The organism is Pseudomonas sp. IPO3774 (assembly GCF_013386835.1).
Taxonomy (GTDB): domain Bacteria; phylum Pseudomonadota; class Gammaproteobacteria; order Pseudomonadales; family Pseudomonadaceae; genus Aquipseudomonas.
On sequence record NZ_JACAQY010000030.1, the window covers coordinates 37,409 to 49,066 of the forward strand.

Annotated in this window: 15 protein-coding genes; 3 read left to right on the forward strand and 12 right to left on the reverse strand. The window is 60.2% G+C overall.

What is annotated here, in order from left to right:
* Positions 1–78: 78 nt before the first annotated feature.
* Positions 79–750 (reverse strand): COG3650 family protein, encoded by a 672-nt coding sequence (locus tag HYE77_RS17760; RefSeq protein ID WP_003211681.1) that lies wholly within the window; start codon positions 748–750, stop codon positions 79–81.
* A 136-nt stretch (positions 751–886) separates the two neighbouring features.
* Here HYE77_RS17760 and HYE77_RS17765 point away from each other — a divergent pair, with 136 nt between their 5' ends.
* The gene (locus HYE77_RS17765) at positions 887–1,282 is read left to right on the forward strand and encodes a hypothetical protein (RefSeq protein ID WP_008432073.1); all 396 of its coding nucleotides are present in this window, start codon (positions 887–889) and stop codon (positions 1,280–1,282) included.
* 16 nt (positions 1,283–1,298) lie between these two features.
* Here HYE77_RS17765 and HYE77_RS17770 read toward each other — a convergent pair whose 3' ends face one another.
* The gene (locus tag HYE77_RS17770; RefSeq protein WP_003211677.1) at positions 1,299–1,898 is read right to left on the reverse strand and encodes a short chain dehydrogenase; all 600 of its coding nucleotides are present in this window, start codon (positions 1,896–1,898) and stop codon (positions 1,299–1,301) included.
* 104 nt (positions 1,899–2,002) lie between these two features.
* Between HYE77_RS17770 and HYE77_RS17775 the strand changes: the two genes are divergently transcribed.
* A complete protein-coding gene (locus HYE77_RS17775; RefSeq protein ID WP_003211675.1) occupies positions 2,003–2,911 on the forward strand; it encodes a LysR family transcriptional regulator in 909 nt (302 codons plus the stop codon).
* Here HYE77_RS17775 and HYE77_RS17780 read toward each other — a convergent pair.
* The 10 genes from HYE77_RS17780 to HYE77_RS17825 all read right to left on the reverse strand — a co-directional run bounded on the left by HYE77_RS17780 (position 2,908) and on the right by HYE77_RS17825 (position 10,626).
* A complete protein-coding gene (locus HYE77_RS17780; protein ID WP_003211673.1) occupies positions 2,908–3,393 on the reverse strand; it encodes a DoxX family protein in 486 nt (161 codons plus the stop codon). The two genes, HYE77_RS17775 and HYE77_RS17780, sit on opposite strands and share 4 nt — an antisense overlap.
* On the reverse strand, positions 3,390–4,166 hold the full coding sequence (locus HYE77_RS17785; protein WP_003211670.1) for a DUF2063 domain-containing protein: 777 nt from the start codon (positions 4,164–4,166) through the stop codon (positions 3,390–3,392). Before HYE77_RS17785 ends, HYE77_RS17780 begins: the two co-directional genes overlap by 4 nt.
* Positions 4,163–5,038, reverse strand: coding sequence for a DUF692 domain-containing protein (locus HYE77_RS17790; RefSeq protein WP_177069067.1), 876 nt, complete (start codon positions 5,036–5,038; stop codon positions 4,163–4,165). The genes HYE77_RS17785 and HYE77_RS17790 overlap by 4 nt, the downstream gene beginning before the upstream one ends.
* A gap of 26 nt (positions 5,039–5,064) precedes the next feature.
* Positions 5,065–5,370, reverse strand: a complete 306-nt coding sequence (locus tag HYE77_RS17795) for a DUF2282 domain-containing protein (RefSeq protein WP_003211666.1) — start codon at positions 5,368–5,370, stop codon at positions 5,065–5,067.
* Between the two features lie 260 nt (positions 5,371–5,630).
* Positions 5,631–6,332, reverse strand: coding sequence for an ABC transporter ATP-binding protein (locus tag HYE77_RS17800; RefSeq protein WP_003211664.1), 702 nt, complete (start codon positions 6,330–6,332; stop codon positions 5,631–5,633).
* A 1-nt stretch (position 6,333) separates the two neighbouring features.
* A complete protein-coding gene (livG, locus tag HYE77_RS17805) occupies positions 6,334–7,101 on the reverse strand; it encodes a high-affinity branched-chain amino acid ABC transporter ATP-binding protein LivG (protein ID WP_003211663.1) in 768 nt (255 codons plus the stop codon).
* Positions 7,098–8,351, reverse strand: a complete 1,254-nt coding sequence (locus HYE77_RS17810; protein ID WP_003211661.1) for a high-affinity branched-chain amino acid ABC transporter permease LivM — start codon at positions 8,349–8,351, stop codon at positions 7,098–7,100. Before HYE77_RS17810 ends, livG begins: the two co-directional genes overlap by 4 nt.
* Entirely contained in the window at positions 8,348–9,271 is a 924-nt protein-coding gene (livH, locus tag HYE77_RS17815; RefSeq protein WP_003211659.1) for a high-affinity branched-chain amino acid ABC transporter permease LivH, read from the reverse strand. The genes HYE77_RS17810 and livH overlap by 4 nt, the downstream gene beginning before the upstream one ends.
* A complete protein-coding gene (locus tag HYE77_RS17820; RefSeq protein ID WP_003211657.1) occupies positions 9,271–9,453 on the reverse strand; it encodes a hypothetical protein in 183 nt (60 codons plus the stop codon). Before HYE77_RS17820 ends, livH begins: the two co-directional genes overlap by 1 nt.
* A 45-nt stretch (positions 9,454–9,498) precedes the next feature.
* On the reverse strand, positions 9,499–10,626 hold the full coding sequence (locus HYE77_RS17825) for a branched-chain amino acid ABC transporter substrate-binding protein (protein ID WP_087693197.1): 1,128 nt from the start codon (positions 10,624–10,626) through the stop codon (positions 9,499–9,501).
* A gap of 340 nt (positions 10,627–10,966) precedes the next feature.
* On the opposite strand from HYE77_RS17825, the gene HYE77_RS17830 reads away from it, so the two are divergent.
* The gene (locus HYE77_RS17830) at positions 10,967–11,269 is read left to right on the forward strand and encodes a DUF2288 domain-containing protein (protein ID WP_003211652.1); all 303 of its coding nucleotides are present in this window, start codon (positions 10,967–10,969) and stop codon (positions 11,267–11,269) included.
* Positions 11,270–11,658 lie beyond the last annotated feature (389 nt).

Below are 11,658 nucleotides of genomic sequence, written 5' to 3' on the forward strand. Positions count from 1 at the left end.
AGGCCGGCTGTTTTGCAAACCGGCGATTATAAGCCCCAACAGCGGTTTCCCGTCATGCTAAAACAGCGCAGGGCGCAATCAGTCGTCTCGCGAACCGCCGAACGACGCGCAACCGCGTTGCACCTGGCCGTTGACCCGAAGCTCAGCGGACATGTGCTGCAGGCTGCCGCTGGCGCTGTCGACACAGCGTTGCGGGGCCACCCAGAGTTCGATGTGCTGGTTATTCGCTTCGGTCATCAGGTTGAACCGTCCGTCGCCCGATTGCTCTTCCACATACGGCACGGCCAATGGTGGCTGGCCTTCACGCTCCAGCACCATGCCCTTGGCGGTGACGTTCATCGCCCAGGCCGGTTTGTGGCCGTTGGCCCGCAGGATCATGCGCTTGAAGTCCGGGTCATCACAGGCCGAGGTCGAGCGCTCGACACGGTACACCTGTTGCAGGTCCACCGTGCCCTGGGTGCCGCTGGCGACGCCGGAGAACTTGCCACGCAGGTCGGCAAACAGTGCGCCTTGCTGGCCGGCCAGGGAGGCGGCCTCCTGCAGGATGCTGGTGCCACCGGTGTCGTTGACCACGTAGTTGCGTTTGTCGTTGCAGGGCTGGAACAGCAGTTTGTCACCCTGGGCCGTCAACTCGCCCTGCATGCGGGTCATCCCGGCGAGAGAGGGCTTGGCCGGCTCGTTATCGAACATCTGGCAGGCGGCGAACAGGGGCAGCAGGGCAAACAAGGCTAGGGTACGGGCGGCACGCATCATCGGGTCTCCTGATAAGTGCCGCCACGTTACGCAGGCTGGCGGTGCATCACAAGCCCGGGACACAGGTTGAATAAGGTGTGCCGGGGGCGATCATCCCTGCTGGGACTTTTCCTATAGAGGGATGTGAACGGTCATGGGAACGTCTTTCTCTTTTATTCGGAAAGCCGCGATGACTATTCGATGGAATCTGTGGGGGCTGTTACTGGTGACGGGTTCTGCACTGGGCAGTGAACCGGCGCGGCTGGAGTACTCCTCTGCCACTGACTTTACCGAGATCTCGATCACCGTGAAGAGGACGCCTGACAGTAGCCCGGACTTTATTTCGGTCAATGTCACGCTGAGCCCGGAGGCCAGGGCCCGCACGGCTGCAATTACTTTACTGGCTTACAACAAGCAGGTTTCGACATACGTAGACGGCTACAACGTGAGTGATGGCGCCACTGTCATGGGTGTGCTGAACACACGAGAAATACAGTTTTCCGTCCCCCAGGACATGCTCCGTAAATGGATGCCCTGGGTTCAACGGTGACGGCTTTTCAGGCTGGTCAACCAACGATAAACGTCTGCCCGGTCTGCAAGCCTTCCACGCTTTTCGCGTAGGCCAACGCCACTTCTGCACCCGGAGCCGGTTTGTACCCACGGAAGTACGGCGCGTAGCTGCCCATGGCTTCCAGCAGGACGGTAGGGCTGACCGAGTTGATGCGCAGGCCGCGGGGCAGTTCGATCGCAGCGGCTTTCACGAATGCATCCAGCGCGCCGTTGACCAGGGCAGCCGAAGCACCGGTGCGAATCGGATCGCGGTTGAGAATGCCGCTGGTGAAGGTGAACGACGCGCCGTCATTGGCGAACTCGCGGCCAATCAGCAGCAGGTTGACCTGGCCCATCAGCTTGTCTTGCAGGCCCAGGTCAAAATCGGTTTCGCTCATGTCGCCCAGGGGCACGAAGTTGACGCTGCCGGCGGCGCAGATCAGTGCGTCGAATTTGCCGGTCTGTTCGAACAGTTTGCGGATCGAGGCGCTGTCGCTGATATCGACCTGGAAGTCGCCACTTTTGCGACCGATGCTGATCACTTCATGCCGTTGGGACAGTTCTGCCTTCACCGCCGAACCCACGGTACCGCTTGCGCCAATCAACAGGATTTTCATCGTGCCTTCCTCCAGATGTGTAGGTGAGGTTTCAGTCTAGAGTGATTTTTTGCGCGGATAAGTGCACTAATAGGCAACCTTTGGTTTTCAATTGGAAACAATCCATGAGCGAAATGGATGACCTCGCCGCGTTTGCCGTGTTGATCGAAGCCGGCAGCTTTACCTTGGCGGCCCAGCAACTGGGCTGCAGCAAAGGGCAACTGTCCAAGCGCATCAGCCAGTTGGAAGCGCAGTTTTCGGTGGTGTTGTTGCATCGCACCACCCGCCGCCTGAGCCTGACGGCGGCGGGTGCGGCGCTGTTGCCGCAAGCCCAGGCGTTGGTGGTCCAGGTGGAGCGGGCACGTCAGGCGTTGGCCAGGCTCAAGGATGATCTCGTCGGCCCGGTGCGTATGACGGTTCCGGTGTCCCTGGGCGAAACCTTCTTCGACGGTCTGTTGCTGGAGTTTTCCCGGGAGTACCCACAGGTGCAGATCGAGTTGGAACTCAACAACCAGTACCGGGACCTGGCGCGGGATGGCTTCGACCTGGCGGTACGTTCGGAGGTCGCCAACGACGAGCGTCTGGTCGCCAAGCCGTTGCTCGCCTGGCACGAGATGACCTGCGCCAGCCCGGCTTACCTGGAACAGCACGGCGAGCCGCTGACGCCGGCGGAACTGGTGGGCCACAACTGCTTGCTGAACAGCCACTACAGTGGTCGTGAAGAGTGGCTGTATCACCAACAGCATGAGCTGCTGCGGGTTCGGGTATCCGGGACCTTTGCCTCCAACCATTACAACTTGTTGAAGAAGGCTGCATTGGTGGGGGCGGGCATCGCGCGCTTGCCGTCCTACGTGCTGCACGCGGAATTGGCTGACGGTCGCCTGCGCTGGCTCCTGCGGGATTATCAGACCCGCAGCATGCCGATGTACCTGGTCCATCCGTATCAGGGCGGCCTGCCGCGCCGCACCCAGGTACTCGCAGATTATCTGGTGGGCTGGTTCAAGCGCAGCGGCGAAGCCCTCGATCGCCTTTAGCGGTAGCGCCGGGCGATCAGATGATCAATCGAGAAGCTGCCCGGCCCCTTGGCCATCAACAGCAGCAGCAATGCGATCCAGGTGCCGTGGGTCGGGTAGGCGTCCGGGTAGACGAAAAGCTGGATGGTCAGGGTCATGCCCAGCAGCGCCAGCGCCGAGAATCGCGTGGCAAACCCCACGAGGATCAGCACCGGGAAGAAATGCTCGGCGAACGCAGCCATGTGCGCCGCCACTTCCGCAGACAGCAGCGGCACGTGGTATTCGCTGCGAAACAGCGGCAGGGTGGACGGCGCCAAGTGCGGCCAGCCCAGTTGGAAGGTCCCGCCGATCAGGTCCACGGCAAGGCCTTCCACTTTGGTCTGGCCGGATTTCCAGAACACCGCTGCGATAGAGAAGCGTGCGACAAAGGCGATCAGGCTGTAGGGGATTTTCTCGAAGCACTGGATGATCCGTTGGATCAGCCCGGGAGCGGTGGTGTTCATGGCGATACCTTGGGTTCTGTGTGCAAGTGGGTGATGGCGCCGTGACCGATCAGCAGGGCCAGGCATTGGTGCAGGTCAAATTCGGCGGCCGCATCGAGGGCGTAGGCCACGGCCATTTCCAATGGCCAACCGTTGTTCAGGCTGTTGATAAACGTCGCTGAGCCGCTGTCGATGTGAAATACCTGCACGTGCAGGCCATTGCGTAGTACCAGCGCGCTTTGGGCATGGAAGGGGTCGAGGGTGGCGAGGGATTCGCCGGTCTGATGCGCCGCCCATAAAGCCACCACGGCGTAGGCCGAGTTCAGGGTGGCCAGGGATGGATGCAGTTGCAGGCGCAGTTCGCCCAGGTCCGACTGTTGTTGCAGGGTGGCGATGACCTCCTGTTGATCCAGTGGCTGTGCGTCCGCCGCGTGGTAGGCCCTCACCCGCAATCGCTCCAGGCGCGCCACGTCAGCCAGGTAAGGCACGCTGGCGGCGGGGGCGAAGCCCTGGATAAAGTCCGCCAGGTCGCTGCCGTATTCATTGATCAGAGGGCTTGTCGGCGGGAAACCCTGGACATACACACCGGCCATCGCCCGAAAAAACTCATCGCCCACCAGTTGCAGGGTGACCGGGTAGCCGGCGGCCAGCGCGTTGATCAGCGAGCTATGGACATTGTTGCGATACACCGCAAAACGACCGGCCGGATCGGCGCCGTTGCGGCTGAACAAGCCTTGCGGGCAGTTTTCCTCGGGGGACAGCAGGGCGCGGCTAAAGACGTCCTGGCGGCTCATGCACGCACCTCCAGCAGAAACCGGTCGGCCTCGCGTGCTTCAGCGTGCAGCACGCTGAACGCCGGCACCTGGTTGTCGCGCTCGATCAGCGTGGCGACCGGCCCGGTGCGGCTGAGCACGTGCTGGTAGAGCTGCCATACCGCGTTGTCGATGGGGGCGCCGTGATCGTCAATCAGCAAACGGTCGCCGAGGCTGTCGGTGTCTTCGGCAAACCCTGCCAGGTGAATCTCGCCCACGGCGTGCAACGGCAAGGCCTCGATGTACTTCAGCGGGTCTTGCTGATGGTTGATGCACGACACATACACATTGTTCACGTCCAGCAGCAGCCCGCAGCCGGTGCGGCGAATCGCTTCGCTGATGAAGTCGGTCTCTTCCAGGGTGGAGCACTGGAATTGCAGATAGGTCGACGGGTTCTCCAGCAGCATGGTCCGCTGTAGGCGGGTTTGTACCTGGTCGATGTGTTCGCACACTCGCTTCAGGGTTTCATCGTCATACGCCAGCGGCAGCAAATCATTGAGAAACACCGGGCCGTGGCTGGACCAGGCCAGGTGTTCGGAAAAGGAGTGGGGTTGATAGCGTTCGATCAGCATGGCCAAGCGCGCCAGGTGCTCGTCGTTCAGCGGACCTTCACCGCCAATGGACAGGCCTACACCGTGCAGCGACAGCGGGTACTGTTCGCGGATCAAGCCCAGGTAGTGATGGAAAGGCCCGCCGGCCACCATGTAGTTTTCGGCGTGGACTTCAAAAAAACCGATATCGGGGGACGTCTCGAGCACTTCACTGAAGTGCTCGTTCTTGAGCCCCAGCCCGGCCCGACGGGGGAGGCCGGGCGCCTGAGCCTGGGAGATGGAGTGGGTGAATGAGAGCGTCATCGTCAGTACTCAGGCTGTGCAGGGTTTCAGGACTTGGCGGTGAAGGCTGCTTCCTGGCCGAAGCCGGTTGGCGAGGTGGTGCTTGGGGTTTTCAGGCAGGTACCGGCCGGGACCAGTTTCCAGGCGTTGGCCTGATCCTTGACCTTCGAGGTGCCCGCGCAGGAAGTGCCCGCGCCTGCGGCGCAATCGTTCTTGCCGGCTTCGGCTACACCGAAGCATTTCTGCATGTCATCGGCGGCGTGGGCGGTGGTGGTCAGGGCGGACAGGCTCAGGGCCGAACCCAGGGCCAGGACGAGGGTGGCGGCGGACAGCGAGCGGGTTTTGGTAGTCATGGTGTATCTCCAGCAGTGGGTTGAGTTGGCAAGCATGTTCGCCTGCTTACACCACTAGAGAAAGGGGGAAGGGATTCGTTACAAAGCCGGGGAAAATAATTTCAGGTTTCGCCAAAGTCTTTGGTTCACACCAAACAAATGTGGGAGCGGTCTTGCTCGCGAAGGCAGTGGGTCAGTCACCCAACAAGTTGGCTGATCCACCGCCTTCGCGAGCAAGCCCGCTCCCACAAAAGCCCGCTCATACATTGACCAGATGGGCATCAACCGCCCAAATAAGCCTCACGTACTTTCGGATCGGTCAGCAGTTGTTCGCCGCTGCCCTGCATCACCACGCGGCCGTTTTCCAGCACGTAGGCGCGGTCGGCAATCTTCAGCGCTTGGTTGGCGTTCTGCTCCACCAGGAACACCGTCACACCGTCCTTGCGCAGCTGTTCGATGATGTCGAAGATCTGCTGGATGATGATCGGCGCCAACCCCAGAGACGGTTCGTCCAGCAACAACAGCTTGGGCTTGCTCATCAGCGCGCGGCCGATGGCGAGCATTTGCTGTTCGCCGCCGGACATGGTGCCGCCGCGCTGGCTGAAGCGTTCCTTGAGCCGCGGGAACAGGTGCAGCACCTTGTCCATCTGCTCCTGGTAATCGCCCTTGTCGGTGAAGAACCCGCCCATGGCGAGGTTCTCTTCCACGGTCAGGCGGGCAAATACCCGGCGGCCTTCCGGAACCACGGCAATGCTCTTGCGCATGATCTCGGAGGAGGCCTGGCCCACCAGCTCCTCACCCATGTAGCGGATGCTGCCGCTGTGAGCCTGGGGCGAACCGCACAGGGTCATCAGCAGCGTGGATTTACCGGCACCGTTGGCGCCGATCAGGGTAACGATTTCGCCCTGGCGCACCTCCACGTTGACGCTGTGCAGCGCCTGGATCTTGCCGTAGAAAGTGGAAACGTTTTCGAATTGCAGCATTTTACGCTTCCCCCAAATAGGCTTTGATCACTTCCGGGTTGTCGCGGATCTGCTCCGGCGTACCGTCGGCCAGTGGCGTGCCCTGGTTGATCACCACGATATGGTCGGAAATGCTCATGACCAGTTTCATGTCGTGTTCGATCAGCAGCACGGTGGCGTTGTTTTCTTCACGCAGCACACTGATCAGCGCCTTGAGGTCTTCTGTTTCCTTCGGGTTCAAGCCGGCGGCCGGTTCGTCGAGCATGAGGATCCGCGGGCGGGTCATCATGCAGCGGGCGATTTCCAGGCGCCGTTGCTGACCGTAGGCCAGGGTGCCGGCAGGACGGTTGGCAAACTCGGTGAGGTTGACCTTGTCCAGCCAGTATGCTGCATATTCCATGGCCTCGCGCTCGCTCTTGCGGAACGACGGCGTCTTGAACAGGCCGGCAAAGAAGTTGGTGTTCAGGTGGCGATGCTGGGCGATCAACAGGTTCTCGACCGCCGTCATGTCCTTGAACAACCGCACGTTCTGGAAGGTGCGCACCACGCCCTTGCGGGCGATCTCGTGGCCGGCCAGGCCCTGGATCGGCTGGCCGTCCAGCAGGATGGTGCCGCCAGCCGGCTTGTAGAAGCCGGTCAGGCAGTTGAACACCGTGGTCTTGCCGGCGCCGTTGGGGCCGATCAGGGCCACGACTTGTTTCTCTTGCACGGTCAGGGCCACGCCGTTGACCGCCAGCAAACCGCCGAAGCGCATGCTCAAGTTTTCGACTTTCAGGATCTCGCGGCTCATTTGCGCAGCTCCATGTGGGGACGTTGCATGGGCAGCAGGCCTTGAGGTCGCCAGATCATCATCAGCACCATCATGGCGCCGAACATCAACATGCGGTATTCGCTGAATTCACGCATCATTTCCGGCAGCAGGATCATCACGATCGCCGCGAGGATCACGCCGAGCTGCGAGCCCATGCCGCCCAGTACCACGATGGCGAGGATGATTGCCGACTCGATGAAGGTGAACGACTCCGGGGTCACCAGGCCTTGGCGCGCGGCGAAGAAGCTGCCGGCAAAACCGGCGAAGGTGGCCCCGAGGGTGAATGCCGAAAGCTTGATGACGGTCGGGTTCATGCCTAGTGCACGGCAGGCGATTTCATCTTCGCGCAACGCTTCCCACGCGCGACCGATCGGCATGCGCAGCAGGCGGTTGATCACGAACAGCGCCGCCAGTGCCAGCAGCAGGGCCACCAGGTACAGGAACACCACTTTGCTCACCGGGTTGTAGTCGATCCCGAAGTACTCATGGAACGTCTGCATGCCTTCGGCCGCGGTGCGGTCGAACGTCAGCCCGAAGAACGTTGGCTTGGGAATGCTGCTGATGCCATTGGGCCCGCCGGTGATATCGGTGAGGTTACGCAGGAACAGACGGATGATTTCACCGAAGCCCAGGGTCACGATCGCCAGGTAGTCACCGCGCAAGCGCAGTACCGGGAAGCCCAGCAGGAAGCCAAATGTGGCCGCCGCCATGCCGGCCAGTGGCAGGCAGATCCAGAAGCCCCAGCCCAGGTAATGCGAGAGCAGCGCGTAGGTGTAGGCACCCACCGCGTAGAAGCCCACATAGCCCAGGTCGAGCAGGCCGGCGAGACCCACCACGATGTTCAGGCCCAGGCCCAGCAACACGTAGATCAGGATCAGCGTCGCGATATCCACCGCACCACGGGAGCCGAAGAAAGGCCAGATCAACGCGGCCACGATCAGGCCGATGATGATGTAGCGCTGGGTGCGCGGCAGGGTCAGGAACTGGCTGACCTTGGGCGATACCAACGGGCCACGGTTGGACTTGAGGAGTGCCCCGACCTGTTGGGTGAACAGCACGCGCAGGAACATCAGCACCGAGCACAGGGCAATGATGGTCAACGTCACAGGACCGGTGCCATGCACTTCGAGGTTGATCCCGACAATGCTCAACTTGAGCCCGAGTACCGGGAAGGCCACGGCCCAGACCAGCAAGGCGCTGAAAAACGCCGATTTAAGATATCTGCTCATACTTTCTCAACCTCCGGACGGCCCAGAATGCCGGTCGGCCGGAACAACAGCACCAGAACCAATAGACCGAATGCCACCACGTCCTTGTACTGGTCACCGAATACGTCGGCGCCAAAGGCTTCAGCCACCCCCAGCACCAGCCCGCCGAGCATCGCGCCCGGAATGCTGCCGATGCCGCCCAATACCGCCGCGGTGAAGGCCTTGAGGCCCACCAGGAAACCGGCGTTGGGGTTGATCACGCCGTACTGCATGCTCAGCAACACGGCAGCGATAGCCGCCAGTGCGGCACCGATGACGAAGGTCAGGGCGATGATGTTGTTGGTGTTGATGCCCAACAGGTTGGCCATCTTGATGTCTTCGGCGCAGGCCCGGCAGGCGCGCCCCAGACGGGAGCGGGAGATGAACAGGGTCAGGCCGAGCATCGCCACCAGGGTGACGACGAAGACCAGGATCTGCATATAGGAAATCAGCACTTCCTGTGCGCCGCCTGGGCCGAAGGAGATGCTCCCCGGGATCAGGTTGGGAATGGATTTGTCCTTGGAGTCCTGGGACAGCAATACGGTGTTCTGCAGGAAAATCGACATGCCGATCGCGGAGATCAGCGGGATCAAGCGGTTGCTGCCACGCAAGGGGCGGTACGCAACGCGTTCGATACTGTAGCCATAGGCACTGGTTACGACGATGGACGCCAGGAATGCGGCGGTCATCAACAGCGGCAGGGAATGGATACCCAGCATGGCCAGCCCGGCAAGGGCGATGAAGGCCACGTAGGAACCAATCATGTACACCTCGCCATGGGCGAAGTTAATCATTCCAATGATGCCGTAAACCATTGTGTAGCCAATGGCTATCAAGGCATAGGTGCTGCCAACGGTCATGCCGTTAACCAGCGTTTGGAAAAAATGATAGATCTCAGGCATTACAGCGCTCCTAAAAACCCGATACGCATTTCACTGGTGGAGTCAATTTCCGGCTCGGTGCCCTGTTCTGTGATCAGGTTGCACAAAGCGTTTGCCAGCGAACCGCTGGTGACGGTTTTAAGATTTTCAGGTGAGCCAGCGCCCGGATCGCGGGTGACAGGCCCATAAACCTCGTAAAACAAAGCCCACTGCTTGCACAGTGGGCTTGTTGACCAGTAACGCCTGGCTTACTGAGGGGAAACTTCGGTTTTTGGTTTGCCGAAGTGCCATTCGTAGACCACGAACTTGAAGTCCTTCAGGTCGCCCTTGGCGTCGAAGCTCAGGTCGCCGGTCGGGGTCTTGAAGGTACCGGCGTGGATGGCCGCTGCCACCTTGGCGGTGTCTTCGCTCTTCGCGGCAGCGATACCGCCGGCGATCACTTCAACTGCCGAGTAGGCCGGGAACACGAACGGACCGGTTGGGTCCTGCTTGTTCTTGGTGAACTCTTCAACGATTGCCTTGTTGGCAGGATCGGTGTCGAAGGATTTCGGCAGGGTAACCAGCAGGCCTTCGGACGCGTTCTGGGCGATTTGCGAGATGGAGTCGTTGCCGACGCCTTCAGGGCCCATGAACTTGGCGTTCACGCCTTTTTCCTTGGCTTGGCGCAGGATCAGGCCCAGCTCAGGGTGGTAGCCGCCGTAGTAGACGAAGTCGACGTTGGCTTGCTTGAGCTTCTGAATCAGCGAACCGAAGTCTTTGTCGCCAGCGTTGATGCCTTCGAAGAGGGCAACTTTCACGCCTTTCTTCTCGAGGGTTTGTTTAACGGCAGTGGCGATGCCTTCACCGTATTGCTGTTTGTCGTGGATAACGGCTACGACTTTCGGCTTCACGTGGTCGGCGATGTAGTTACCGGCGGCAGGGCCCTGGGCGCTGTCCAGGCCGATGGTACGGAAGACCAGCTTGTAGCCACGGGACGTGATTTCCGGGCTGGTGGCAGCCGGGGTGATCATGATCACGCCTTCGTCTTCGTAGATGTCGGATGCTGGCTGAGTGGAGCTGGAGCAAAGGTGACCGACCACGAACTTGACGCCGTCGTTGACCACTTTGTTGGCTACGGCCACGGCTTGTTTTGGATCGCAAGCGTCGTCGTATTCCTTGGCTTCGAGCATTTTGCCATCTACGCCGCCCTTGGCGTTGATGTCGGCGATGGCCTGCTTGGCACCCATGAACTGCATGTCGCCGTACTGGGTCACAGGGCCGGTTTTAGGGCCGGCAATACCGATCTTGATGGTGTCAGCTGCGAACGAATGGCTGGCAACCCCGGCCAGGACCATAGCGGCAAACAGTTTGGAAATCTGCTTAGTAGCCTTATTCATAGTGCTCCACTCTTACTGTTGTATTTTTTATAGTTCTAGCGGCCTTGTGAGCTGCAGAACCGGATCAGATATCTCGGATATCCCCCGGCAGCGGCCTGGCAACTGTACCGGTACAGTGTAGAGCGCCGGTTGATCGCTTGAAAAGCTGGCTGCTGGGGGCAAAACCCGGGTATGTCGCTTAAATGAAAGAAAAAGACAGAATTGCGGCGGGGTGATGCCAGAGTTTCGGGCAATCCTTGGCTTTCCTGACACTTTCGTTCGGTGCCTCATTTGCAACTGGGTTTTTCTGCCTGGGGCTCGACGGTATGATTGCGCCGATTTTTTCTTCAGGTGAACTCCCATGACGCAAGAACCTAGCACCCTCTATGCCAAGCTGCTTGGTGAAACTGCCGAAATTTCCTGGAAGGAGCTTGAGCCGTTCTTTGCCAAGGGTGCCCTATTGTGGGTCGATGCCGGGCTGGATTTGATCGAGGCCGCCGAGGGCATGGCTGAGGACAACCGTGAGAAAGTCGCTGCCTGGCTGGCTGCGGGGAGTCTTGGCGAGGTGTCTGCGACGCGGGCATTGGACCTGGTTGAGCGGGATCCGAGTTTGTGGGCGGTGGTGGTTTCGCCGTGGATTCTGATCCAGGAAAGGGCAGTGTAGGAAATGCATGCGCGAAAAAGGTGCGTGATTTTTCCGAGTTTAAGTGTGTAGGCGGGTAACTGCATTTGCGGTGATGGCACCTTGCCGTAGAGAAAGGTCACAGGCGAGGGTTACGTGCGCGTCATGGGAACAGTTTTGGTAGCGGCGGAGTGCGGGGGGAATTGTTTCTGGGTGTGAGTTTTTTTGAGTAAATATCCGTTATTTAGGTAACGGCTACTTATGGTTCCGCTCTTACAGCGGGTCACTTTTGGCAAACGCCCCAAAAGTAACCAAAAGGTCTTTGCCCCACCACTCGGTGCCTCGCCTAGGCTCGGCATGCCCGCACTCCGGCACGGTTCCGCGGGCCGCCGCGACGGGCCATCCATGGCCCGGCGCGGCTAAATCGGCAT

Excerpts from the sequence above, each read along its gene's own strand:
- HYE77_RS17760 (WP_003211681.1), bottom strand. The coding sequence starts at position 750 with ATGCGTGCCGCCCGTACCCTAGCCTTGTTTGCCCTGCTGCCCCTGTTC.
- HYE77_RS17765 (WP_008432073.1), top strand. The coding sequence starts at position 887 with ATGGGAACGTCTTTCTCTTTTATTCGGAAAGCCGCGATGACTATTCGA.
- HYE77_RS17770 (WP_003211677.1), bottom strand. The coding sequence starts at position 1,898 with ATGAAAATCCTGTTGATTGGCGCAAGCGGTACCGTGGGTTCGGCGGTG.
- HYE77_RS17775 (WP_003211675.1), top strand. The coding sequence starts at position 2,003 with ATGAGCGAAATGGATGACCTCGCCGCGTTTGCCGTGTTGATCGAAGCC.
- HYE77_RS17780 (WP_003211673.1), bottom strand. The coding sequence starts at position 3,393 with ATGAACACCACCGCTCCCGGGCTGATCCAACGGATCATCCAGTGCTTC.
- HYE77_RS17785 (WP_003211670.1), bottom strand. The coding sequence starts at position 4,166 with ATGAGCCGCCAGGACGTCTTTAGCCGCGCCCTGCTGTCCCCCGAGGAA.
- HYE77_RS17790 (WP_177069067.1), bottom strand. The coding sequence starts at position 5,038 with ATGACGCTCTCATTCACCCACTCCATCTCCCAGGCTCAGGCGCCCGGC.
- HYE77_RS17795 (WP_003211666.1), bottom strand. The coding sequence starts at position 5,370 with ATGACTACCAAAACCCGCTCGCTGTCCGCCGCCACCCTCGTCCTGGCC.
- HYE77_RS17800 (WP_003211664.1), bottom strand. The coding sequence starts at position 6,332 with ATGCTGCAATTCGAAAACGTTTCCACTTTCTACGGCAAGATCCAGGCG.
- livG (WP_003211663.1), bottom strand. The coding sequence starts at position 7,101 with ATGAGCCGCGAGATCCTGAAAGTCGAAAACTTGAGCATGCGCTTCGGC.
- HYE77_RS17810 (WP_003211661.1), bottom strand. The coding sequence starts at position 8,351 with ATGAGCAGATATCTTAAATCGGCGTTTTTCAGCGCCTTGCTGGTCTGG.
- livH (WP_003211659.1), bottom strand. The coding sequence starts at position 9,271 with ATGCCTGAGATCTATCATTTTTTCCAAACGCTGGTTAACGGCATGACC.
- HYE77_RS17825 (WP_087693197.1), bottom strand. The coding sequence starts at position 10,626 with ATGAATAAGGCTACTAAGCAGATTTCCAAACTGTTTGCCGCTATGGTC.
- HYE77_RS17830 (WP_003211652.1), top strand. The coding sequence starts at position 10,967 with ATGACGCAAGAACCTAGCACCCTCTATGCCAAGCTGCTTGGTGAAACT.